Below are 20516 nucleotides of genomic sequence, written 5' to 3' on the forward strand. Positions count from 1 at the left end.
CCAGCCACTTGGCGGGGGTGCACCCGACGATCGCCGGATGGCCGACGGCAGGCCGGGGCTTCCAGGCTGGTGGCATGACACAGCGTGCGCATGAGAGGGAGTTCGCGGGTCGTGGTGACGCCGGGCGGCGCAGGAGCGAGCTCCGGGAGTTCCTCGGCATGGCGTTGGTGGCGGGCGGCCTCTGTCTGGCCGTAGCACGCCCGGAACTCGGCGATGCCGTTGTGCACACGCTCGCCACGAGGGCCGTCGAACTGGCCCGTTGAGCCGCTGACGCGGTGCGTGGCCGACCACGTAGGACCACGTAGGACCCCGTAGGAAAGGAATCCTGTGAACACCGCATCCGCCCCGGAGGCGACGGGTGCCGAGTCCCTGCGCGCCCGCGAGACGCTCGAGGCGCTGTACGGGTACGTCCGTCCGCACCGGTGGGCCGTCGCGCTCGGTCTGCTGTTGGCGCTGGTAGGGGCCGCCGGAGGGCTGCTTCAGCCGCTGGCCACGAAGACGCTGGTCGACCGGCTCTCGTCCGGTGGCACGATCGGCACCATTCTGCTGGCCATGACCGTTCTGGTCCTGCTGAGCATGGTGGCCGAGGCGTTCGGTGCCTATGTGCTGGAACGGACGGCGGAGTCGGTGGTGCTCGCCGCCCGCCGCAGCCTCATCGGACGGTTGCTGCGGCTGCGCCTCACGGAGGTGGACCGGATGCAGCCGGGCGATCTGATGTCCCGGGTGACCTCCGACACCACGCTGTTGCGGGCCGTCAGCACCCAGGCGGTGGTCTCCGCGGCGACGGGGGCGGTGACGCTGGTCGCGGCGGTCGTGGTGATGGCGTTCCTCGATGCCGTCCTGCTGGGCGTCACGCTCGCAGTCGTCGCGGTCGTCGGTGTGGCCGCCGCGCTGGTGCTGCCGAAGATCGGGCAGGCCGCCGAGCGTGCGCAGGCGGCTGTCGCGGAGATGTCCACGGGCCTGGAGCGGGTCTTCGGCGCGTTCCGCACGGTGAAGGCGTCCGGCGCCGAGGAGCGGGAGACCGCTCGCGTCGAGGCGGCGGCACGCAGGGCGTGGCGCCACGGCGTGCGCAGCGCGAAGTGGGAGGCCGTGCTGGGTTCGGCGGACGACCTCGCCGTCGAGCTGGCGTTCCTCGCGGTACTCGCCGTCGGCGGGGCGCGGGTGGCGTCCGGGGACATGCCCGTGTCCACCCTCATCGCGTTCCTGCTGTACCTCTTCTACCTGATGGAGCCGGTGTACAAGCTGGTCGAGGCAGCGTCCCACTACCAGGAGGGCGCGGCCGCGATCGCCCGGATCGCGCAGGTGGACGGCCTGGCGACGGAGCCTCAGACCCGGCTCCGGCCGGTGCGGCCCACGGCGACGGAGGCGGTACGGCCGCGTCCGGCTTCGGTCCGCTTCGAGGAGGTGTCCTTCCGCTACGGGCCCGGGTCGCCGGACATCCACCAGCGGGTGGACTTCGAGGTGCCGGGCGGCGGGACGACGGCGTTCGTCGGCCCCTCCGGCGCGGGCAAGTCGACGGTCTTCGCGCTCGTCGAGCGGTTCTACGAAGCGACCGGCGGCCGGGTCCTGGTCGACGGCAACGACGTGACCAAGTGGCCGCTGTCCGAGCTGCGGTCCGTCATCGGATACGTCGAGCAGGACGCGCCGGTGCTGGCCGGCACGCTGCGGGAGAACCTGGTCTTCGCCGCGCCCGGCGCGACCGACGACGAGATACGCGAGGTCCTCGCCCGGACCAGGCTCGACGCCCTCGTCGAGCGTCTCCCGCACGGCCTGGACACCCCGGTCGGGCACCGCGGCACGAAACTGTCCGGCGGCGAGCGTCAGCGCATCGCGATCGCCCGCGCGCTGCTGCGCAGGCCCCGGCTGCTGCTCCTGGACGAGGCGACCTCGCAGCTCGACGCCGTCAACGAGCTGGCCCTGCGGGACGTCATCGCCGAGACCGCACGCGAGACCACCGTGCTGGTGGTGGCCCATCGCCTGTCGACCGTCACGGACGCCGACCGCATCGTCGTCATGGACGCGGGCACGGTCCGCGCGGTCGGCACCCACGAGGAGCTGGTGGCCGAGGACGAGCTGTACGCGCGGCTCGCGGCGACGCAGCTCCTGACCTCGGCGGGACGCCCCCGCGGGTGAGACGGGCCGGACCTGTGGGCTCGCCGGTGCCGTCTGCGTCGTTCACCGGCTGCCCCCGTCGTGCGGCGGGGGCAGCCGGGCCAGGTGGAGTTCCCATGCCCGCATTCATGGCCAAGGGCCGACAGGCCCCGCATAACGGGCCGGACGACCGACCGTTCAACGTGATGCGCCTGGTCATCGGCCGGCAGCCCACCTAGACGCCCTGCTGCGCATGGCCCGCCGCCTCGTACCCGACCCCACCGACGCCGAGGACCTCCTGCGGCCGCTCCGCTGCCCACGCAGGCGAGTTGGCCCGGCAGCAGCGTGCGCGCAGAGCGGAGGCAGTCGGCCCGACCACGGCCGAAGCCCGCAAGGGCGATCCCCTTGCGGGCTTGGGCAGGCCGTTCAGGCCGGGATGGGGCAGGAAGCCGAACCACCCCGACCTGACCTCACCGGATGTATTTGGCGGGCTTGGTGGCCGCGTTGAGCAGGTACTCCAGGGGGCCGCGGCGGAAGAAGCGGGACCAGATCGCGGCGAACACGATCGCCCCCAGGATGTACGTCAGCACGGGTACCCAGGACTTCGTGGTGCCGGCGCCGGAAGCGGGCCACGCGGACTGTGCGAGGAAGTGGCCGACGTAGGCGGTCAGGGACATGGTGCCCACTGCGATGACCGGTTTCGCCAGGCGTCGCAGTCGCGGCAGGCGGTCGATGGCCACCGTCGCGCCCACGATCACGAGGATCGCGACACCCAGGCAGCCGATGGTGTCGAGGGTGGTGCCGGTGTGCGACACGGCACCCAGCAGATCCGAGGCCGACTGCACGGGCCCGCCGGACCCGCTGCCCATGGACCCTGCCCCGGGCCCGCTGCCCATGGACCCCGCCCCGGAGCCGCTGGACGGCCCTCCGCCTCCCCCGAAGCTCAGCACCGCGCTCGTGCCACCCAGCAGCGTGGCCAGACCGTAGGCGCCTACGGTGAGGCTCGCACCGAGCGCCGCCAGGCGCCGTTGGACGGTGGCGGCGGTCAGGTCGAGGCGGGCCAGCGCCATGCCGGCGATCACGAACGCCATCCACGTGATCGTCGGGTAGAGGCCCGTGAGCAGCAGATCGAGTACTCCGACGGTGCTGAGCTTCTCGAGCGGGTCGTAGGCGTTGATGCTCTGCTGGACGGAGTCGCTCAGCCACATCTTCAGGACGAACGCGAGCTGCGGCATGACGAGCGCGATCCCCGCCGCGATGATCGCCAGCGTCCTGGCGCTCAGTCGTACCAGGAGCAGCGCGAGGAGGAAGTAGACGCCGTAGTAGGCGAGGATGATGATGTCCCCGTACTCCATCGCCAGCACGGTGCCCAGCGCCAGCAGGATCACGGCGCGGATCGCGATCCGGGCCTTCGCCTGCCGGCCCGCCGGGCCGGTCTTCGGCTCGAGGCGGCCGGCGATCAGCATCAGCGAGAACCCGGCGAGGGTGGCGAACAGGGCCGACGAGCGCCCCTCCGCCAGGGAGTACACCCAGCTGCCGAGGTCGTTCCCGGCCGACGGCATCGGGGCGATGTGCACGATGTACATGCCGAACACCGCCAGCGCGCGGGCGAGATCCAACCCGACCAGGCGTCCCGTCGAGGGGACGGGCGAGGCCCGCACGGCGGACTCGGACGAGGTTCGGGGCCGTGGAGGCGAGTTCTCCTGCGGAGCCGAAGTCTCCTGCGGCGGCTGTATCTGTGTCATACGGACAACCTCGCCGTGCCGTCAGGAGGCGGACCATCCGGCAGGCGTGGGTGGCGCCCCCGCCGACCGGCCGGGACCACCCCGCCGACCGGCGGAACAGCGCCGCCCCGGTCGGCCGGCGGGCCCGGCCAACTGCCCTACTTGATGAGGGCGTTGGCCACCACGACCATGAGCCCGAGCAGCGAGTCCACGGTGCCGATCCTCACAGCGGAGCCCCACGTGCGACCGGCAGCGCGGGCCGCGAGCAGGCCCCAGGCGAACAGCAGCACCACGTTCACGGCGAAGGCCACGTACTCGATGCCCGCCGAGGGCCACCACCCCCGGCCCGCGCCGAGCAGCAGGACCACCGTCGGCACCGTCGCCACCAGCAACGGCCACTCGGACAGCAACAGCCGCACCGCGGCGCGCACACCGTGATGGGTCCGGTCGCCGCGCAGGGCGATCAGATGTGCGTAACCGTGCGCCAAGGCCGATGCGGCGGCCGTGATCAGGAGCCACTGGGCGCTGCTGAACCGGTCGGCGGGCGCCGTCTCACCCTGCTCCGTCAGGGCGGCCACCATGGAGCTGGCCAGGACCGCCCCGTACACGCCCCCGAACAGCACATGGGGCTGTGCCGCACAGCGGCGCAGCGCACGGACAGGCTGACGAAGGTACGACTCGGGCATGGCTGGGTGATCCTCGAACGGTTCGGAAATCGACTGCGGCCGGCAGACCCGGTCGGGCCCAGGACCGATCCCACCGGACGAGAACCGCCGACACCATCCGCCGGACCTCGCCCACCTCCCCGCCGACGGGCCGGAGCGCTCCCCCCGAACGGCTGGAACCAGCCTGCCGGGTGGCGGGAGTCTCCAGCGGCCGCACCGTCGCGCACCTGGCCGGACGTACTGTCGACAGCGAGCGATCACCGTACGGAAACGTGGACGCCCCGAGGGGGATGTACTGGTCGCCGAGAAGCTGGACAGAGCAGACGAGTGTGAGGCGGAACGCCGGTGATCCGGGTAGTGGTGGTGGACGACGAGGCGCTGGTGCGGTCCGGGTTCGAGCTGATCCTGAACGCCTCCGACGGCATCCAGGTCGTGGCGACCGCGGCAGGGGCGCAGGCCGCCGACGTGATCCGGCGCGAGCAGCCGGACGTCGTGCTCCTCGACATCCGCATGCCGGACGTGGACGGTCTGACCGTCCTGCGGGAGATCCAGACGCTGCCCGAGCCGCCGACGGTGGCCATGCTGACCACCTTCGACACCGACGAGTACATCCTGACCGCGCTGCGCTCGGGCGCCGCGGGCTTCCTGCTCAAGGACACCGAACCCGAACAACTCGCCCAACTCGTACGCACCCTGGCCGCGGGCGGGGTGGTGATGTCCCCGAAAGCCTCGCGGGCCCTGCTGCGCGGCCATCCGGGGGCGGACACGCCCCAGGACGCAGACGTGGCGCGCGTGAACCTGCTCACCGACCGCGAACGTGACGTCCTCGTCCTGATCGCGGAAGGCCTGTCCAACGCCGACATCGGCACCCGCATCCACCTGAGCGCGGGGACCGTCAAGGACCACGTCAGCTCGATCCTGACCAAGCTCCGGGTCGCCGGCCGCGTCCAGGCGGCACTGCTCGCGGAGCGGGCCGGACTGCTCGGCGTCGACGGCGCCGATACGGCCCGGGGCAACGCGGGATGAGTGCGGGCCGGGCACTGTGGCGGCGGGTGCCGTCCTGGGTCGTCGACGCGGGCCTCGTCGTGCTCGCCGCGCTCGACGCGTGGATCAACCTCGACGACGAGGCGACACCCCTGATGTGGGCCTGCGCCGCCCTCGGCAGCGCCGGACTGCTCCTGCGCAGGCGCTTTCCGCTCGCCGTCTTCCTGCTGACACTGCCCATGCTGCTGTTCATGGACGTGGGAGTCGCGCCGATCGCCGCGCTGTACACACTGGCCGCGCGCACCCGCAACCGCCCGCTGCTGGCCGGCTGCGCCCTGCTGAACGCGGCGGCGACCACCCTCGCCTGGCCCCTGTCCGACACGTTCTCCGGCGACCCGTTTCCCGGCGACCGGACCTGGACGCTCATCGAGTTCGTCTACACGCTGGCCATGGCCTTCGCTCCGATCCTGTGCGGCCAGCTCGTGCAGGCCAGACGCGACGTGGCCCGCCAACTCGTCGAGGTCCAAGTGGCCCGCGAACACGAACGCGCCCTGTACGCCCAGTCCGTCCTCGCCCGCGAACGCGCCCAACTGGCCCGCGAGATGCACGACGTCGTCTCCCACCAGGTCAGCCTCATCGCCGTACAGGCCGGAGCCCTGCAGGTCGCCGCCAAGGACCCCGATGCCCGCGACGCCGCCCGCACCATCCGCACCCTGAGCGTGAACACCCTGGACGAACTCCGCCACATGGTCACCCTGCTGCGCGCCTCCGGCGGCAAGGAAACCGAACTCACCCCCCAGCCCACCCTCGCCGACCTCCAGCAGCTGATCGCCAACAGCGGCATCGAGACCACCCTGACCGGGGAGCTCCCGCCCGGCATCAGCACAACCGCCCAACGCACCGTCTACCGCACGGTCCAAGAAGCCCTCACGAACGTCCGCAAGCACGCCCCCGGCGCCCGCGCAGAGGTGCGTCTGTGGCATGACGCGCAGCACTTCGGCCTCACCGTCACCAACACCGCCCCCACCCGCCCGTCCGTCGCCCTCCCCAGCGCCCGGCACGGCCTGATCGGCCTGAGAGAACGCGCCGAACTGCTGGGCGGCACCCTCACCGCCGAACCCACCCCACAGGGCGGATACGAGATCGAACTACGGGCCTCCACCGGTCCCGCCTGAGCACGACCCGCCCGACGCGGCTCGGCGCCACGGATGACGTCAGAGGTTCCGCGTCGGACTGGACAACAAACAAGCCCCAGGCCGCCGGCCTGGGGCTTCAAAGAGCGGGTGACGAGAATCGAACTCGCACTCTCAGCTTGGGAAGCTGATGTTCTACCACTAAACTACACCCGCGTAAGACGCCGGTTCGCACCGGTGTCGGAACGCTCTGTCACTCTACCTCATGCCAGACCCCCGGCGCCGGAGCCGTGGGGTCCGAGTGCGTTTCGGGGGTGCGACAGGGCTGCGGGGGACCGGAGTTGGGGCGTACGGTGGAGGGGTGGGAGAGGGTCCGGGAGAGGCCGGAGTGCCGCCTGGAGAGTCGTTCCTTCCATCCCGTAATGTGGCATTTGTCGTCCGGCGAGCAGCAGCCGGACGAGCCTCTTGGGGAAGGGACTCCAGAACTTGATGGAGCGCACTGTCGTCCGTTGTGCCGATGGGCACGTGTTCAGCACCGCTTCGTTCCCGATGCAGCAGGCCGAGCGGCTCGGTCCCGGACGGCTCGTCCGGTGTCCGCGCTGTGCCCGGCTTCGCAGCGTCGTTCCGGTGACCTTGGAGAAGCGGTAAGGGAGTAGCACCCAGGCGCGCGGACCGTCCGATGGTGGTCGGTCCGCGCGCCTTGCGTATCCTCGGGGCGTGCTTCTCTCAGACAAGGACATCCGGGCCGAGATCGACGCCGGGCGGGTACGGATCGATCCCTACGACGAATCCATGGTGCAGCCGTCCAGCGTGGACGTGCGCCTCGATCGCTTCTTCCGGGTGTTCGAGAACCACCGCTACCCCCACATCGACCCCTCCGTCGAGCAGGCGGACCTCACGCGTCTCGTGGAGCCGGAGGGCGACGAGCCGTTCATCCTCCACCCCGGCGAGTTCGTCCTCGCCTCGACGTACGAGGTCATCACCCTCCCCGACGACCTCGCCTCGCGCCTGGAGGGCAAGTCCTCCCTCGGCCGCCTCGGCCTGGTCACCCACTCCACAGCGGGCTTCATCGACCCCGGCTTCAGCGGTCACGTAACTCTGGAGCTCTCCAACCTCGCCACGCTCCCGATCAAGCTCTGGCCCGGCATGAAGATCGGCCAGCTGTGCATGTTCCGACTCAGCTCGCCGGCCGAGTTCCCCTACGGCAGCGAGCGGTACGGCTCCCGCTACCAGGGCCAGCGCGGCCCGACGGCCTCCCGCTCCTTCCTCAACTTCCACCGGACCCAGGTATGAGCGGGGCAGGTACGAGCGGGGCAGGCGTGCGGGAGAACCTCACCTACGAGATGTTCGGCACGGCCGTCCGCGAGCTCGCCCAGACCATCGCCGACGACGGCTACGAACCCGACATCGTCCTCTCCATCGCCCGCGGCGGTGTGTTTGTCGCGGGCGGCCTGGCGTACGCGTTGGACTGCAAGAACATCCACCTGGTCAACGTCGAGTTCTACACCGGCGTAGGCACCACCCTCGACATGCCCGTCATGCTCGCCCCCGTCCCCAACGCCATCGACTTCTCCTCCAAGAAAGTCCTCATCACCGACGATGTCGCCGACACCGGCAAAACCCTCAAACTCGTCCGAGACTTCTGCCTCGACACCGTCGCCGAGGTCCGCAGCGCCGTCATCTACGAGAAGACACAGTCCCTGGTGAAGTGCGAGTACGTGTGGAAACGCACGGACGAGTGGATCAACTTTCCGTGGAGCGTCCTGCCGCCAGTCGGTAGGTCGGGCGAGGCGCCTAAGGAGAACAAGGAAGCGGTCTGACCTGCGACCCTTTCCCTTATGCGCCGTAGGGGCCCCTCGATCGATCGTCGAGGGGCTCTCGTGCGGTTGATCCGCTGATGACCTTTTGATCCGCAAGGCCAGAGTGATCAGCCAGCCGCCCCACATGGTCGGCAACTACGCGGCACTGCGGCTGACGGTCCTTGCGTGTGGCTGCCGATCAAGATTCGCGTCGGTTCGCTTCGCAGCGCTTGAACAGGTAGTAGCCCACTGTTTCCCCCTTGATCGCGACGTTTTGTCCCGAGGACATAAATTTGTCGCGGCTCTGCTGCCCCTGCTCCACGAAGACGAATGAACCGTTCACCAGCTCCCACCCCTCCCGGCAGACAGCATTGAGTACGACTACTGGATCATTGGTGCGCTGTGTAGTCGTGCTGCCGACCATGGCCACGATTACTGCTTGCTGGCTCATGACGTCGATAGAGCACTGGTAGACGAGATCCCCACGCTCGAAGGACTGGCGTGCCTGACCCACGGGCGTGGCCAAGAACGCCTGTCGCTCGCGTTCGGCAAGCTCGGCTTGGCGCTGAGCCTCCGCCTCTTGCCGCTTGCGCTCCTTCTCTGCGGCTGCCCGTGCCTGTTCCTCAGGGCTCTTCTTCGAAATGAACGCCGGGCGCTCAGGTGTAGTGGGCCTCTCCCAAGACGCTTTCCAACTGTGGTGGCGGAGTCTTGGAAGTCGTTCGGGGCTGTTCACCTGGGTTCATGATGGGCGGTTGGCCATCGCGGTGGGGGCGGCTCTGGGCCTCGTCTGAACGACCGTGAATGGTGCTGAATGAGACGGAAATTGAGACGGGGCGTTCGCCAGTGCCGACCAGGTACGACGTGGTTACGACACTGGGCTGGTCGGCTTGGCTTGGTTGCTCCGGTCCCGTTCGTGAGCGGGCACTCGACGTGTCGACAAGCGGGACTCTCTGAGTAGGCTTGATCGCGAACCGTAGCCCCCGACGTTTGATGGGAAGCTGGAGCGACAGTGGCCAATTCCTTTGCCCCGCCGCCAGAGATCCCTAGCCACGCGTTATGGTCGCCTTTTGACGAATATCTCTGGCACTCGTGCGACATCCTCGCCGATGTTCTCGAAGGGCAAGTGGCCCGCCGACCGGTTGTAGCCACGACCGCATCGCTGCAACAGGGCGATCGGGCGCTTGCAGTTGGTTCGGGACAACGCTTGACCTGGAGAGCCCTCGGTAGCGGTGGGTACACACACAACAACGTCATCGCCTTCGGTAACCCTGGCTTTGTGATCGGTTCCTTGGTGGGTTCTGCGATCGGGAACTCTGCTCGCCGTCGTCAGGCAGCACGTGATGCCCAACCTCGGTGGATAGCGGACGGGTTCGGCGAAGTGACCCTCACGCTGCAGAGACTCCACTTCGCGCACGCTGCGGAACTCGACCTTGATTGGAGGGCGCTGAGCTCTATCGAGCTCGTAGCCGCTGATGTATTCCAGACGAGCTTCGTCAACACTCGCGATTCTCAGGTGACAGTTCGTGTTCAGACACCGTGGGCTTCGCTTGCCTTCGCCCTTGCTGCGATCACCGCGTTCCCGGCCCATCCGCGTCTGCTCTCCCGTGGTTGGCTTCCTCCGGACTTTGAGCAACGATGTGCCCGAGTAGGGCGCCCATGTCGTCCAGCCGCGCATCTCGCACTTCGGGCAAGCGGCACGTAGAAGACGATACGAACCTGCCCAGCGGGAGCCAGAGCTTGGGAAGCTCGGGTCTTTGACGGGCGAGTCCTGGGCTGACCATCGGCGGAGCTGCCAGCGGAGCCGGACCAGTCGGCAGGTGCTCCCCGCCATTCCCTGTGGTTCCCCGCATGACCTGGCACGAATCTGGCACGGCCCTTCGTCCTCGACGGAGTCGGCGGAATTTGATCATGACTGTGCGGGAGAGGAATGAACCCCGCTCGGCTCGCAGATCCGCGCGCATGTGCTCGTGCAGCGTCTCGGGTTTGAGGGGCGCCCAACGGGACCAACCTTCGGCGGTCATGGTGTCGAGGTGGACTGGTCGGACGGTAATGAGTAGAACCACGATGGCAACCACGAGGCACATCGCGTCGGCCGCGCCAACAGCAAGTACGGTCGCTCCCTGGTACTTGGAGCCCTGTGTTGCAACGAAGCCAAGGCCAACGCCGGTCATCGCGAGCACGATGCTTCGGCTCTGCCTGGGGCGATGGTGTACGGGATGGAGCCACCCGATTCACGCCCCTATGGACCCGCAGCAGGGAAGGACGCCCCTCCACCCCGGTGTCGGCGGATCCCCCGCCGGGCTGGAGCGGGGCGGAGACAGGAGCGCAGGCCCGTGGCCGGGGGCCAGCCGCCTTGAACCCGTGAAGAAGGTTGTTACTCAGCTATTCGGCAGCGTTCGGGGTCGTGGGGCGGCCAGGTTAGAACGGCGGTTCTTCGCTGCAACCTGCGTCGGAGCCCGGGTATCGCGTGCGGTGGTCCGCTACAAGGTCGGTGTTGCAGAACTCGAATGGGTCGCGCTGGCCTTCGAGCCCCGAAGAGTCCTCGCCCCATGCGTCGAGAGCGTCGATGGCTCGCTCTCGGTACTGCCACAGTTCGCTGGTTCCGAGGATCTGTCGGATCAGGGGGACCAGCGTCGTTCGGTGATGGCGCACCTGGGGATCGTCCAGGAGCGGGATGCATGCTGCGATGGCTGCTTCGCGTACATGACGATCGCTGTCATCGGTGTACGCGAAGGCAGCTGAGAAGAGCTGCGGCCGGATGTCGCGAACGGCTACGGCCGGTGGATAGTCGTCGAGAGGGAATCCGTGCTCGCTGCCGATGGTGTCGGCCACGCCAGTGACCTCGTTGGCGACGGAGTTGATCCAGCCCAGTAGTTCGGCGCGCATGTTGCCGGGGAAGGACCAGCGGTCCTTGTCGATGGAACCTGTCGTGCGTGGGTCGGAAAGGATCGCGGCGACGTACAGGGCTGTGGGTGCTGTCGCCTCGTAGAGAGTGTTCTGGTGGTGTACGACGCGATGGAGGTCGTCCAGCGCCTTGGTTCGCACCGCCTGGTTCGCGTCCAGGAGTGCGACCAGCATCTTGGGTACGTCTTCGGCCGGCCCGTAAGCATGGTTCAGCTCTGCCCAGTTGGTTTGGGTGAGCGTCTCCTGTGGGTCGGGGAGAGCGTCAGGAGACGAGAGCTCGTGGACGTCTGTCATACGATCCTCCACAGGGGCGCGGCGTACTGCTGTGGTCGGTTGGTCAGGCTGTCGCGGTGGAAGCCGCTGAGGCTCAATACCTCCGTGAGGAAGCCGTTGCCGTCCTCACCCTCGGAGATGCCTGCCTCGATGACGCAGTCATGGTCGCGGTCTGTGTCCGCCCCGGCTGAGCGGGCGACGAACCTGTAGGTCATGGGCGTGTGTATCAGCGTTGTACCAGCAGCCCTGTCACACCCGTAACTTTGTGGTGATGCGTTGGCCAACGACGTAGGCTCCCTCTGATCAGTCAAACTTCCCGGGGGGACGTTTTCATGCGCAAAATCGCGCGCCTTGCCCTGCTCGGTACCAGCATCGCCATGGTCGCCACCGCGGCCGGTGCCACCGTTGCTCAGGCGGAGGACGGCGGTTCGGGCAACATCACGATCGACAAGGTCGTCGTGAACGGCGGCAAGCCGGTCGTGGTCGGTACCACCAACACCGTGTACGCCAAGGTCTCCGTGACCGCGTCCGACGACTCGGGCATCAAGGAGAACACGTACATCAGTGCGTACGGCCCGACGCCCAACTACGACCAGATCTGGTACGACGACGGCGAGATCACCTGCGCCAAGGTGAGCGACACCACGTCGACCTGCACGGGCACGCTGACGTTCGACCCGCAGGGCGGAAGCGCCATCAACGGCAACAACGCGGCGGCCACCTGGCGGCTCAGCACGCTGCTGTCCGCCAACGACTTCGACTACATCCACCGTGACGCGGCCGCCAACTTCAAGGTGCAGCGCGCCTCGAAGCTCACGGTCAACGCCTCGCCGGAGCCCGTGAAGAAGGGCAAGACCATCACGGTCACCGGCAAGCTCTCCCGGGCCAACTGGGAGACCCACAAGTACGCGGGGTACACCGGTCAGTCGGTGAAGCTGCAGTTCCGTAAGAAGGGCTCCAGCACCTACACCACCGTCAAGACCATCAAGACCAACTCGACGGGCAACCTGAGCACCACCGTCACCGCCTCCACCGACGGCTACTTCCGTTACTCCTTCGCGGGCACCGCGACCACCCCGGCGGTCTCCGCCACGGGTGACTACGTCGACGTGCAGTAGGCAAGCGAGGCAAATGAAAGGGGCTCCCCTCAAGGAGCCCCTTTTTGCGTACCCGGAAGATCCTCTAGAACGTGCCCAGCTTCACGATCGACAGCAGTGCGATCAGCTGGATCGACGCCGCGCCCAGCGCCTTCGGCCACGGCAGGTCGTGGGACTTGGAGACCATGAGGGTGAGCAGGGCGCCGCCCGCGATCCAGGTGGCCCAGCCGAGGCCCTGGACGAAGGTCGCGTCGCCGCCGAAGAACATGGCGAAGACCAGGCGGGGGGCGTCCGTCAGCGACATGATCAGCATCGACAGGCCGACCGTGGGCTGCCAGGCGCCGTCGCCGCCGAGCTGGCGGGCCAGGGTGTGGGTGACCACGCCCAGGACGAAGGACGAGAGCACCATCGCGACCGCGGTCGTCAGGACGATCGGTACGGCGTTGGCGAGCGTCGCGTTGATCGCGTCCTCGCGCGCGCCGTCGAAGCCGAAGACCGCGAGCAGGCCGTAGAGGAACGTCACGATCAGGGCCGGGCCCCACATCGTGTAGTCGCGCATCTGGAGGAACGTCTGGTTGGGGGCGGTGACGATGCCCCTCAGCAGGTCCTTCCAGTGCAGGCGCGGACCGATCGGGCCGGACGGCTGCTGCGTCGAGCCCGCGCGGTAGGTACCGCCCTGGTTGTAGGGGTCCTCGCCCACCGAGAACGCCTGGGTGTGGCCCGGGTTGTTCGCCGCGTACGGGTCATGGCCGGCGTCCGGCTGCCGGCCGTAGCCGTCGCCGCCGTCGCCGAAGTACTCCGGTTCGTCGTAACCACCGCCGCCGCCCCGGTGGCCGCCGTAACCCTGCTGCCCGGGGTGCGGGTGCGCGGGCGGCGCGGGGTAGCCGCCGTACGACGGTCCCTGCGGGGCCTGCTGCCCGTACGGAGGTTGTTGCGGTCGCGTATGAGGAGCGCCGTTGTCCCGGCCGCGTCCGATCCTGAATCCAGCCACGTCTTCGAACGTACCTGGTCCCGGAGAGCCACGTGCCGGGCCCGACGGTTCGGGCCCGGCTTTGCGGCCGAGCTGTGACATCCCTTAAGGGACTTCTCATCAAACCCCTACGGGAGTACGGCGATCAGTCCCCGCATACGGCCGGCAGGGGAGGAGGGTCAGTCCAGGAAGCTGCCGCCGTACTCCGGCAGGTGGACCGCGCCTGTCGCCGTCGGCGTGGTGCTCGTGCCGCGCATCAGGAGGCCGTCCTGGGCCGCGCCCACCGTGAGGTCGGCCTTGCCGTCGCGGGTCAGGTCGCGCAGGCGGACGGCGAAGCCGAAGGAGGCGTGCGAGTCGGCCGGGCCGAGGACCGTCTGCGGGATCCAGGTGGAGCGGGTGCCGGTCAGGCCGCCGGAGCCGCCGCGGAAGAGGTGCACGCCGCCCTGGTCCTCCTTGCCGTCCACGTCCTCGTGCGGGACGCCGACCGCGAGGTCCGCGTAGCCGTCGCCGTTGGTGTCGGCGGCGGAGACGGCGTAGCCGAAGTTGTCGTCCGCCTCGGGGTTGCCGGAGACGCCGGAGGAGGCCTGGTTGTACGTCATCGAGCCGCTCGGGCCCGCGGAGCCGCCGCGCCAGACGCTGACGATGCCCTTGCCGTCGTTGTTGTCGGGCAGGCCGACGGCGATGTCGCCGTAGCCGTCCTTGTCGAAGTCGCCGATCGCGGCGGCCCAGGGGGCGCTGATGTACGTCTTGGACGCGCCCGACGTCAGACCGCCCGAGGCGCCCTTGAGGAACCAGATGCGGGGGACCGGCTTGTTGTCGACGAACTGCTCGCCGAGGATCACCAGGTCCGTCCTGCCGTCGCCGTTGACCTTGCCGGCGGCGAGGCCGGAGGAGTACCAGCCCTGGCCCGCCTTGTCGATCTTGCTGACGGTGCCCGTGCCGCCGGCCTTGGTGAAGCCGCCGCGGTACAGCCAGGTCTCCAGGCCGCCGATGACCGCGAGGTCGGGCGAGCCGTCGCCGTTGAAGTCGCCGGTGGCGAGGTCGCGGCCGAAGTAGCTGCCGGCGCCGGACTTCGGGGCGAGGCTGGTGCCGCCGGACAGGCCGGACCGGGAGCCCCAGACGACGGTGACCGTGCCGCGGTACTCGACGCTGCCGACCTTCTCCATGGGGTTGCCGACGATCAGGTCCGCGTAGCCGTCCTTGTTGAGGTCGGCGCTCGCGATCGACTCGCCGAACTGGTCGTCGTCCTCGCCGGTGCCGGGGATGCCCGGGCTGTCCTGGTGGACGACCTGGGTGTGCGCGGTGTCGAGGCCGTTCGCGTCGCCGTAGACGATGGTGACGGCGCCGCCCTTCCAGCCGTCGGAGCCGGAGATGCCGCTGTAGTAGTGGCTGTACGCCAGGTCCCGGTAGCCGTCGCCGTTGAAGTCGTCGTAGTGCTTGGCGACCGCCGCCGAGGCCGGGGCGGTGAGCAGGAGCGGGGTCAGGCCGGTCGCCACGAGGGTGGCGGTCAGGGCGGCCGCGGTGCTGGTGCGCATGGGAGTGCCTCCTGGGAAGGGTCAGCCGGTGAGTCCGGCGCCGAACGCGCCGTAGCCGCTGGTCATGCCGAGGGAGCCGGGGCCGAAGGAACGGACGCCGGCGGTGCTGATGCCGCTGGTGCCGGCGCGCAGCGCCCAGACGGCGCCGGCACCGTTGTTCTCGAAGCCGGCGGCCACCGTGAGGTCGGCGCGGTGGTCGCCGTTGACGTCGGCCAGCAGGATGTCGGAGCCGAAGTAGTCGGTGGCTTCCGCGACGCCGGGGACGTCGTAGGTGCTCTGGGAGATCGCGCGGCCGCCGGACAGGCGCGGGCCGGGCAGCACCACGGAGGAGCCGGAGTCCTCGACGCCGGAGTCGTCCTTGAACGGGATGCCGATCGCGAGGTCGCCGTAGCCGTCGTTGCCGCGGTCACCGATGGAGACGGAGGCACCGAAGCCGTCGTTCGCCTTCTCCGTGCCCGGAACCCCCTCGGTGTCCTGGGTGAGCACGGCCATCGGCGCGTCCCCGTTGACCGGTCCGCCCGCCGAGCCGCGGATGACCACGACCTTGCCGCCGAGGCTGCCGGTCTGGTCGTCCTCCTCGCTGAAGACGTTGCCGAGGGCGATCTCGTCGTAGCCGTCGCCGTCGATGTCGCCGAGGGCGATGGAGGTGCCGCCGTTCAGGGGGCGCGGTGAGGAGCTGTCGACGCCGTCGGAGGAGCCGAGGTAGGCGACGCCCTTGGACCAACTGCCCGACGCGTGCGAGGTGTTGTGGGTGCGGTAGGTGAGGACCAGGTCGGACTTCTTGTCGCCGTCGGTGTCGCCCGCCTTCATGGCGTCGAGGGCGTACGCCGTCTCCGGCAGGCCGATCTTCTCCACGAGCCCGGAGGTGCCGCCGGACCTGGTGAAGCCGCCGCGGAGCACGTACGACCTGGTGCCGCCGGTGCCGACGACGAGGTCGGCCCTGGCGTCGCCGTTGAAGTCGCCCGTGGTGAGCAGCCGGCCCCAGTTGTCGTGGGTGGAGGCCGCGATGTCCTTGACCGCGGTGCCGCCCTTGACGCCGCTCGCCGAGCCCCACAGCACGGTGACGGAGCCGCCGTCGACGTCCGTGCCGACGTCCTCGCCGGGGGCGCCGACGGCGAGGTCGCTGTAGCCGTCCTTGTTGAGGTCGGCGATCGCGAGGGCCTCGCCGAAGGTGTCCTCGGTCTCGGCGGTGCCGGGCACGCCGGTGGTGTTCTGGCTGAGGACGGTGCGCTTGGCGGGGTCGAGACCGTTCTTGGTGCCGTACAGGACGGCGACGTAGCCGGCCATGCCCTTGCCGCCGACCTTCGCGTACGGGGCGGCGAGGGCGACGTCGCCGTAGCCGTCGCCGTTGAAGTCCGTGGTCGGGCCGGCGGGGGCGGCGGTGGCCTGACCGGCCGGGAGTGCGGCGAGCAGGCCGGTGGTCAGGGTCGCGGCCAGAAGGAGGGTGCGCTTGCGCAAGGCGGGCTCCGGAAGGGGCGGTTCGCGGGCGGGGTACGGCCGGGCCCGTGGTCACGGGCCCGGCCTGGGAGGTCGTACGGGAGCGGGTACGAGTGGGTCGTACGGCTGCTCAGTCGGCGAAGTTGGCGCCGAACGCCGGGCTGCCTGTCGTCGAGACGCCCGAGGTGCTCGGGGAGACCGAGCGGGAGCCGGTCGTGGTGATCTTCGTGCCGTTGGAGGGCAGGTAGAGGACCGCGCCGTTGCCGTCGTTCTCGTACGAGCCCGCGATCAGGTCGGCCTTGCCGTCGCCGGTGACGTCGTCGAGCTTGACGTCGGCGCCGAGCGCGTCGTTCTTCTCGTCCTCGCCGGGGACGCCCGCGGTGGACTGGGCGAAGGACTGGGCGCCGGAGGAGGTGTTCAGGCCGGCGGCCGAGCCGTACAGGACGGTGACCATGCCGGCGTCCGTGACGCCGTCGATGTTCTCGCCGGCGACGCCGACCACGAGGTCCTGGTAGCCGTCGCCGTTGATGTCGCCGAGGTCCAGCTCGTAGCCGAAGTAGTCGTTCTTCTCGGAGGTGCCGGGGACGTTGCCGGTGTTCTGGGTGATGCCGGTGACCGAGCCGGCGCCGCTCGCGGAGCCGTAGGTGACCCACACCTTGCCGCCATCGGCGCCGCCGGGGTAGGTGACCTCGCCGTTGTCGGTGGTCCGGTTCCAGTACATGCCGGAGACGATGTCGCCGAAGCCGTCGTTGTCGATGTCGCCGATCGCGGTGATCACACCGGGCTTGAGCTCCTGCGCGGACGCCGCGGACAGGCCGTTCGCGGTGCCAGGGAGCAGGTAGTTGGTGTTCCAGCCGTAGTCGGTCTCGGTCTCGTAGCCGTCGACGACGAGGTCGGTACGGCCGTCGCCGTTGACGTCGCCCGCGGTGAGGTTCATGGGGCCACGCGCGTTGCCGCCGGACTGGATGGGCGGCTTGACGGTGCTGCGGCCGCCGACCGCGGCCCCGGAGGCGTTGATGCCGCCCTTGTAGACGTAGATCGTGCTGGAGGTGTTGCCCACCGCCAGGTCGTCCTTGCCGTCGCCGTCGTAGTCGCCCGCGGCGAGGTCCTTGCCCCACAGGTCGTGCGAGGAGGGGGCCGGGTCGGAGACGGTGACACCGCGGCCGGTGATGCCGCTCGCCGAACCCCACAGCACGGCGAGGCCGCCGCCGTCGGTGTCGCTGCCGACGTCCTCCCAGGGAGCGGAGACGGCGATGTCGTCGTAGCCGTCGCTGTTGAAGTCGCCGTACGCGGTCTCGGCGCTGAAGAAGTCGTTCGTCTCGGCGGTGCCGGGCACGCCGGCGGTGTTCTGGTTGATCACGGAGCGCTTCGCGGACGACACGCCGGTGCTCGTGCCGTAGAGGACGACGAGCTGGCCGGCGCCCTTCTTACCGTTGACGTAGGCGCCGGTGGCCGAGAAGGCCACGTCGCCGATCCCGTCGCCGTTGAAGTCGGCCTGCGGGACGGTGGTGGAGTCCGCGGCCGTCGCGGTGGCGGCCGAGAACGTGAGCAGACCGCCCGTCAGCGCGGCCGCGGTGGCCGTCGCGAGGGCAAGTCGCAGGTGGTGCTTGTGCATGCGGATTCTCCTGCGGCATGCGGGGACGCCTGGCGGGCGTCCGCAGTCGATGGGGGCGGACCGGCCGTGTTCACCGGGAGTTGTCCTCGGGTACACAGGTCGGTCGGCGATCAGGAGACCTCTGCCGGTACGTAAGGGTTGTACGTGAGTTCGACAAATTTCTGTGCCCGCAGGGGCGCAGGGGGCAAAAGGAGCAAGGGCTCAGGGGCTCAGGAACGCCGACGTCGAGAAGGTGACCGTCGGCTCGGCCGCCACCAGCCCCTTCCTCACCCCGGGGAACACCGCCACCGTGTCCTTCTTCTCGCCCTGGTATGTCCGAGCCACCAGGTCCGCCCGGCCGTCCCCGTCGAAGTCGCCGACCGCGAGGACGCGGGTGGTGCCCACGGCGGTCGGCTCCACGGTGACCATGCCCGCGGCGGACAGTCCGGCCGTACGGCCCCGGAAGACCTTGATCCGCGAGCCGCTGGAGACGAGTTCGCTCAGGCCGTCGCCGTCGAAGTCGGCGGCGTCGAGCATGGACCCGGGGGAGGAGAGGGCGCCGCGGTCGGCGGTGGGCAGGTCGTAGCGCAGGGCGGTGCCGCCCATCGCGCCGATCGCCGCGTCCAGGGCCCTGCCCTTGCCGAAACGGCCGAGGGCGACGTCGATGCCGGCGGGCAGGAGGGCGCCGGTGCGCGTCGGGCCGGTGGGGCCGCCGAGGACGAGGGCGGAGGTGGTGGTGCCTTCCGCGGTGCGGACGATCAGGTCGTCGTAGCCGTCGCGGTCCACGTCGAGGGCCGGGCCCGTGGGGAGCTCGCCGGGCGCCGGGACGGGGGCGGTGGCCGCCTTCGGGGCGCCCTTGCGGGTGAACGGGCCGCGCAGGTAGGTCAGTTGGGAGCCGGAGGCGTGCAGGACCAGGTCCTGGGCGTCGTCCCCGTCGAAGTCGCCGCACACCGGCTGGTCCGGCCAGTCCTTGCCGGCCCGGGCGCGGGCCGGGACGGTGAGCTTGACCGCCTTGCCGGTGAGGCCGGACGGCGAGCCGAAGAGGATCTGGAGCGGGACCGGGGGCTGCCCCTGGCCGTCGTAGGGCGGATCGGTGGAGACGACGAGGTCGGTGAAGCCGTCGCCGTCGAGGTCACAGGTGGCCTCCGCCTCGAACACGGCGGGCAGTTGCCCCTTCGTCGCGGCGCCCTGCTTCACCGGGCTGAGCAGCTGCCGTGCTCCCGGCGTCAGTCCGCGCGCACCGCCGTAGACGACGCCGATGCCGGCGTCGTCCGTGTGCGCCTGTGCCTTGACCAGGTCGTCGAGGACGAGGTCGCGGTGGCCGTCGCCGTTGAAGTCGTCGTCGACCGTGCTGCCCTTGCCGCGCGGGACGGGCAGCTTCGCGGCGGACTTCGCGGTGCGCACCGGCGGTGTGTGGTCGGCGCTCCCGGTGTGCTGGGTGGGGCCGCAGGAGGCGAGGACGAGGGCGCCGCAGAGCACCGCCGCGGCCGTTCCGGCTCTTCGCACGCGCACCGCACACCTCGTCAGCATCATCGACAACGAACCCCGCAATGATGCACGCGTTCGAGCCCGGGGTTAAGGGGGAGTTCGGTCGGCGTTTGCCCCGAGGGCCGGGTGGACGGCGGGGAAGGGCCGCGGGTGATGATCGGGACATGACCGAGATCGTGCTGATGTCAGATCCGCGGATCGCCGCGGTCCCCGTGGCCGACTGCGGTGAACCGTTCGCCGACGCAAGGGAGTTGCTCGCCGTCGACCCGCGCAAGGAGGACGCGCACGGGGCCTTCGCGCACCTGCGCGAGGGGGTGGCGGCCCGGCTCCTGAAGGCGGGGGAACTGCTCCCGGAGGGGGTCCGGTTGCTGTTCGTCGAGGGGTACCGGCCGCCCGCCACACAGCGCCGTTACTTCGAGGAGTACGCCCGCACGCTGCGCGCCGCCCACCCCGACTGGCCGGAAGGGCGGCTGAGGGACGCCACCAGCCGGTACGTCTCGCCGCCGGAGATCGCCCCGCACAGCGCCGGCGCCGCGGTCGACCTCACCCTCGTGGACGCCGACGGCCACGAACTCGACATGGGGACCCGGGTCAACGCGAGCCCCGAGGAGAGCGACGGCGCCTGTTACACGGACGCCGCCGGGATCGGCGCGGAGGCGCGCGCCAACCGGCGGCTGCTCGGCGCGGTGCTGACCGCGGCGGGGCTGGTCAACTACCCCACCGAGTGGTGGCACTGGTCCTACGGCGACCGCTACTGGGCGCTCGCCACCGGCGCCGCACAGGCCCGTTACGGGCCCCGCGAGCATCCCGTCGTACGGCTCG

The 20516-nt window shown here is 69.8% G+C and carries 18 protein-coding genes, 1 tRNA gene and 1 pseudogene; 8 read left to right on the forward strand and 12 right to left on the reverse strand.

Features of this window, described 5'->3' with window-relative positions:
- The first annotated feature begins 74 nt into the window (after window positions 1-74).
- Window positions 75-263 (forward strand): hypothetical protein, encoded by a 189-nt coding sequence (locus ABKA17_RS16085; protein WP_353692721.1) that lies wholly within the window; start codon window positions 75-77, stop codon window positions 261-263.
- Between the two features lie 64 nt (window positions 264-327).
- Window positions 328-2133 (forward strand): ABC transporter ATP-binding protein, encoded by a 1806-nt coding sequence (locus ABKA17_RS16090; RefSeq protein ID WP_353692722.1) that lies wholly within the window; start codon window positions 328-330, stop codon window positions 2131-2133.
- Window positions 2134-2561: 428 nt separating this feature from the next.
- Here the strand turns inward: ABKA17_RS16090 and ABKA17_RS16095 are convergent, their stop codons facing one another.
- Together ABKA17_RS16095 and ABKA17_RS16100 are read right to left on the reverse strand one after the other, a co-directional pair.
- A complete protein-coding gene (locus ABKA17_RS16095) occupies window positions 2562-3836 on the reverse strand; it encodes a DUF418 domain-containing protein (protein WP_353692723.1) in 1275 nt (424 codons plus the stop codon).
- 137 nt (window positions 3837-3973) lie between these two features.
- Window positions 3974-4501 (reverse strand): hypothetical protein, encoded by a 528-nt coding sequence (locus ABKA17_RS16100; protein WP_353692724.1) that lies wholly within the window; start codon window positions 4499-4501, stop codon window positions 3974-3976.
- 336 nt (window positions 4502-4837) lie between these two features.
- On the opposite strand from ABKA17_RS16100, the gene ABKA17_RS16105 reads away from it, so the two are divergent.
- Together ABKA17_RS16105 and ABKA17_RS16110 are read left to right on the forward strand one after the other, a co-directional pair.
- Window positions 4838-5506 carry a response regulator gene (locus ABKA17_RS16105; protein WP_353693008.1) on the forward strand — a complete coding sequence of 223 codons (669 nt, stop codon included), beginning with the start codon at window positions 4838-4840 and terminating at the stop codon, window positions 5504-5506.
- Window positions 5503-6639 carry a sensor histidine kinase gene (locus tag ABKA17_RS16110; protein ID WP_353692725.1) on the forward strand — a complete coding sequence of 379 codons (1137 nt, stop codon included), beginning with the start codon at window positions 5503-5505 and terminating at the stop codon, window positions 6637-6639. The genes ABKA17_RS16105 and ABKA17_RS16110 overlap by 4 nt, the downstream gene beginning before the upstream one ends.
- 103 nt (window positions 6640-6742) lie before the next feature.
- On the opposite strand, the gene ABKA17_RS16115 is transcribed toward ABKA17_RS16110, so the two are convergent.
- Window positions 6743-6813 (reverse strand) — tRNA-Gly (locus tag ABKA17_RS16115).
- Window positions 6814-7314: 501 nt separating this feature from the next.
- Here ABKA17_RS16115 and dcd point away from each other — a divergent pair.
- Window positions 7315-7890: a dCTP deaminase gene (dcd, locus tag ABKA17_RS16120; protein ID WP_037735257.1), complete on the forward strand. Its 576-nt coding sequence runs from the start codon at window positions 7315-7317 to the stop codon at window positions 7888-7890.
- Window positions 7887-8417, forward strand: coding sequence for a phosphoribosyltransferase (locus tag ABKA17_RS16125; protein WP_353692726.1), 531 nt, complete (start codon window positions 7887-7889; stop codon window positions 8415-8417). The genes dcd and ABKA17_RS16125 overlap by 4 nt, the downstream gene beginning before the upstream one ends.
- Before the next feature lie 178 nt (window positions 8418-8595).
- Here ABKA17_RS16125 and ABKA17_RS16130 read toward each other — a convergent pair whose 3' ends face one another.
- From ABKA17_RS16130 to ABKA17_RS16140, 4 genes are all read right to left on the reverse strand, one after another.
- A complete protein-coding gene (locus ABKA17_RS16130) occupies window positions 8596-9129 on the reverse strand; it encodes a hypothetical protein (RefSeq protein ID WP_353692727.1) in 534 nt (177 codons plus the stop codon).
- A gap of 835 nt (window positions 9130-9964) precedes the next feature.
- Window positions 9965-10576, reverse strand: coding sequence for a Pycsar system effector family protein (locus ABKA17_RS47955; RefSeq protein WP_502994245.1), 612 nt, complete (start codon window positions 10574-10576; stop codon window positions 9965-9967).
- A 238-nt stretch (window positions 10577-10814) separates the two neighbouring features.
- Window positions 10815-11594: a hypothetical protein gene (locus tag ABKA17_RS16135; protein WP_353692728.1), complete on the reverse strand. Its 780-nt coding sequence runs from the start codon at window positions 11592-11594 to the stop codon at window positions 10815-10817.
- The gene (locus ABKA17_RS16140) at window positions 11591-11788 is read right to left on the reverse strand and encodes a hypothetical protein (protein WP_353692729.1); all 198 of its coding nucleotides are present in this window, start codon (window positions 11786-11788) and stop codon (window positions 11591-11593) included. The genes ABKA17_RS16135 and ABKA17_RS16140 overlap by 4 nt, the downstream gene beginning before the upstream one ends.
- Before the next feature lie 117 nt (window positions 11789-11905).
- On the opposite strand from ABKA17_RS16140, the gene ABKA17_RS16145 reads away from it, so the two are divergent.
- A complete protein-coding gene (locus tag ABKA17_RS16145; RefSeq protein ID WP_353692730.1) occupies window positions 11906-12691 on the forward strand; it encodes a calcium-binding protein in 786 nt (261 codons plus the stop codon).
- A 64-nt stretch (window positions 12692-12755) separates the two neighbouring features.
- Here ABKA17_RS16145 and ABKA17_RS16150 read toward each other — a convergent pair whose 3' ends face one another.
- From ABKA17_RS16150 to ABKA17_RS16170, 5 genes are all read right to left on the reverse strand, one after another.
- Entirely contained in the window at window positions 12756-13742 is a 987-nt protein-coding gene (locus ABKA17_RS16150; RefSeq protein ID WP_353692731.1) for a Yip1 family protein, read from the reverse strand.
- A gap of 77 nt (window positions 13743-13819) precedes the next feature.
- On the reverse strand, window positions 13820-15175 hold the full coding sequence (locus tag ABKA17_RS16155) for an FG-GAP and VCBS repeat-containing protein (RefSeq protein WP_353692732.1): 1356 nt from the start codon (window positions 15173-15175) through the stop codon (window positions 13820-13822).
- Between the two features lie 21 nt (window positions 15176-15196).
- The gene (locus ABKA17_RS16160; RefSeq protein ID WP_353692733.1) at window positions 15197-16633 is read right to left on the reverse strand and encodes an FG-GAP repeat protein; all 1437 of its coding nucleotides are present in this window, start codon (window positions 16631-16633) and stop codon (window positions 15197-15199) included.
- 109 nt (window positions 16634-16742) lie between these two features.
- Complete coding sequence (locus ABKA17_RS16165) at window positions 16743-18227, reverse strand: FG-GAP-like repeat-containing protein (RefSeq protein WP_353692734.1); 1485 nt, start codon at window positions 18225-18227, stop codon at window positions 16743-16745.
- Window positions 18228-18428: 201 nt separating this feature from the next.
- Window positions 18429-19718: an FG-GAP repeat domain-containing protein gene (locus ABKA17_RS16170; RefSeq protein WP_353692735.1), complete on the reverse strand. Its 1290-nt coding sequence runs from the start codon at window positions 19716-19718 to the stop codon at window positions 18429-18431.
- Window positions 19719-19858: 140 nt separating this feature from the next.
- Here ABKA17_RS16170 and ABKA17_RS16175 point away from each other — a divergent pair.
- A pseudogene (locus ABKA17_RS16175) lies at window positions 19859-20497 on the forward strand (M15 family metallopeptidase); the annotation flags it as partial.
- Between the last annotated feature and the right edge of the window lie 19 nt (window positions 20498-20516).

Origin of the sequence: Streptomyces sp. RG80 (assembly GCF_040446465.1) — a bacterium.
Lineage (GTDB): Bacteria > Actinomycetota > Actinomycetes > Streptomycetales > Streptomycetaceae > Streptomyces.

Coding starts and splice junctions, on each gene's coding strand:
- ABKA17_RS16085 (WP_353692721.1), top strand. CDS start 75: ATGACACAGCGTGCGCATGAGAGGGAGTTCGCGGGTCGTGGTGACGCC.
- ABKA17_RS16095 (WP_353692723.1), bottom strand. CDS start 3,836: ATGACACAGATACAGCCGCCGCAGGAGACTTCGGCTCCGCAGGAGAAC.
- ABKA17_RS16100 (WP_353692724.1), bottom strand. CDS start 4,501: ATGCCCGAGTCGTACCTTCGTCAGCCTGTCCGTGCGCTGCGCCGCTGT.
- ABKA17_RS16110 (WP_353692725.1), top strand. CDS start 5,503: ATGAGTGCGGGCCGGGCACTGTGGCGGCGGGTGCCGTCCTGGGTCGTC.
- ABKA17_RS16125 (WP_353692726.1), top strand. CDS start 7,887: ATGAGCGGGGCAGGTACGAGCGGGGCAGGCGTGCGGGAGAACCTCACC.
- ABKA17_RS16135 (WP_353692728.1), bottom strand. CDS start 11,594: ATGACAGACGTCCACGAGCTCTCGTCTCCTGACGCTCTCCCCGACCCA.
- ABKA17_RS16140 (WP_353692729.1), bottom strand. CDS start 11,788: ATGACCTACAGGTTCGTCGCCCGCTCAGCCGGGGCGGACACAGACCGC.
- ABKA17_RS16145 (WP_353692730.1), top strand. CDS start 11,906: ATGCGCAAAATCGCGCGCCTTGCCCTGCTCGGTACCAGCATCGCCATG.
- ABKA17_RS16150 (WP_353692731.1), bottom strand. CDS start 13,742: ATGTCACAGCTCGGCCGCAAAGCCGGGCCCGAACCGTCGGGCCCGGCA.
- ABKA17_RS16155 (WP_353692732.1), bottom strand. CDS start 15,175: ATGCGCACCAGCACCGCGGCCGCCCTGACCGCCACCCTCGTGGCGACC.
- ABKA17_RS16165 (WP_353692734.1), bottom strand. CDS start 18,227: ATGCACAAGCACCACCTGCGACTTGCCCTCGCGACGGCCACCGCGGCC.